Annotated in this window: 3 protein-coding genes; 1 reads left to right on the forward strand and 2 read right to left on the reverse strand. The window is 57.0% G+C overall.

Annotated features, from left to right (window positions below):
• The first annotated feature begins 183 nt into the window (after nt 1-183).
• A complete protein-coding gene (locus B7R24_RS16770) occupies nt 184-465 on the forward strand; it encodes a Tn3 family transposase (protein ID WP_301182498.1) in 282 nt (93 codons plus the stop codon).
• An 81-nt stretch (nt 466-546) separates the two neighbouring features.
• On the opposite strand, the gene B7R24_RS16775 is transcribed toward B7R24_RS16770, so the two are convergent.
• Both B7R24_RS16775 and B7R24_RS18480 read right to left on the reverse strand, forming a co-directional pair.
• Nucleotides 547-864, reverse strand: a complete 318-nt coding sequence (locus B7R24_RS16775) for a hypothetical protein (RefSeq protein ID WP_116420215.1) — start codon at nt 862-864, stop codon at nt 547-549.
• 1,227 nt (nt 865-2,091) lie between these two features.
• A partial coding sequence (locus B7R24_RS18480) for an IS3 family transposase (protein ID WP_367302594.1) occupies nt 2,092-2,180 on the reverse strand: 89 nt, incomplete at its 5' end.

Genomic DNA, 2,180 nt, shown 5'->3' on the forward strand with positions numbered 1-2,180 from the left:
GTCGTCGTCGACACTCCGCACTCGGCTACCGCAGGCCCAACGAGGTCCACTACAGTTACCAGCAGCCAGCATTGGCAGCGTAAGAGAAACCATCAACTCCGCTGTCCGAAATCAGCGAAGCAGCCCAATCACCTTCCATAGTGGCTAGGTGGCCCTGTTTTCAATCGGCAGAAACGGCATCACATTCGGTCGGCGTCAACAGACCGATCCTTCGAACAACAGCGCTACCGCACCTCTGGACTCAACCTCGTCACCGCAGCAATCGTGCTCTGGAACACCGTCTACCTCGACCGAGCAATCCAAGCCCTCCAAAACAACAGCGACCAGGTGAACCCCGCGCTGCTCCAACACCTGTCCCCGCTCGGCTGGGAACACATCAACCTCACCGGCAACTACACCTGGCGCAACCCCACCCGACCCGGCCACTACCGGCCGCTCCGGACCACACCACGCCCTCAGCGCTAACGAGAACGGAGCCTGAAGTACGCCAAACCCCCTCGAAAATCGCGCCTACCGTACTCCAAGCTCCGTTTTCTCAAGGGCCCCCTACTTCTTACCCACGTCCTTCGTGTCCACATACCGGCGCCACGCCAACAGCAACGTGAAATGCCGGTTCTGCTTCATCGACGCCAACACCCGCGACAAGTCAGGCTGGTCGTACTCCTCCGAGACTTTCCGCCGGCCGTCGGGGAACCACTCCGCCAGCTCCGCATCGCTCACCCCAGTAGCCGAGGAAACGCTCCGCTCCCGGACCTCCTGCGCAACCCGCGCCACATCCCGGTGCGAGCAACCCGCGACCTCGACGACGTCACGGTAACTGCGACCCTCCAGCAACAACACCAAGATTTTCCGATAGTCCGCCATATCGAACCCGCCCCTAACGATGAGATGACGAACGCCCCATGCGCCGCCACCTCACAGCAGACCAGCCCTCAAACCCCCGCCGCTACCGTATTACCGGAATCGTGCTACCACCTGACCAGACTGCCGCTACCCACAAGCGCTACTCGCCAACTCGGCCAGCTCACACCAATCGAATTCGAGATACTGAATACAGCCGCTCTACAAGCAGCCTAAATCGGCAACACCAACCGGAAACTGAACCTTCAGCAGCCCCCACCAGCCATCCGAGTTCAATGAATTGCACCCACGAGATCGGAAAGGCACTGGCCGCAGGTCGTGTCTCGGAAGGAAGTGCGGGACCCTCCTGTTCCTACCGAAATCCTAGGAGGCTATCTCGTTGAAAAAAAGAAGATGATTTTTCTCAGAAAAACAAAGGAATAAGAAGTCCGTTGATTTGAGGTTTGTTTTTGAGGCACACATCCAGCTGTCGGCACTTCCACTTGGATCAATCTTCTGCAAGTCCGGGGTAATGAAGTAAGACAGGGAATCTGCAGGTGCCCACGTTGGGTCTGCGCTACAAACGGCGTCTGTGCATCCCCGCAATGGGGCATCCGATTGGACTAGTTCCGAGCCCGCCTCAGGTGAAAGCCTCAGCACCACAGTGGCATTTTCCCGGCCAACAATCTCGAGTGCGTTCCCCGAAACGTAGGTTGCCCCGTTCGTAAGCTCGGGTTTCGTCAGAGCATTCTGAACAGAGGTCATAGATGCCGTCTTGTTTGCAAAAGGGATAACTAGAGAAAATATGGCCACGAGTAGTAACCCAAGCACGAGGACGCTAATGGCCACCCATGCACCTCGGGAAAGGGATACGTGCGTTCTGCGAAGCGGCATGCACTTACCTTACAAACAGCCTGATGAATCAACCGGGAATGTGTGGGCAACACCTAACTGAGCAGCCTGATACTGGGCCGCGTATGCCTGGTTGGGAAAATGATCGGGGACGAAATCGTATTCATCATGAACTGCGTAACAAGAAGTGCTAGTTCGAGTAACCGTAAAACTTCCAATGGCGAAATATGTATCGGAGAGTTTATCGGACGGGTCTGCCCAGAGTTTGGTTGTCTCTTGGGGTTGATGGTTTTCAGGCCGCGTGTGCGGTTGTGTAAATTGTCTCAAACTCGACGGGGGTGAGTTTCCCGAGGGCGCGTTGTGAGGCTGACCCCGTTTCCCGGACAGGTGGTTGGTTGGTCAGGCTGCCAGTGTGAGCTGGCGGCGTTCGTACTCTAATGGACTGAGGTAGCCGATGCCGGAGTGGCGTCGGCGGGCGTTGTACCAGC

It is taken from the genome of Subtercola boreus (assembly GCF_003399645.1).
In the GTDB taxonomy this organism is placed as follows: Bacteria; Actinomycetota; Actinomycetes; order Actinomycetales; family Microbacteriaceae; genus Subtercola; species Subtercola boreus_A.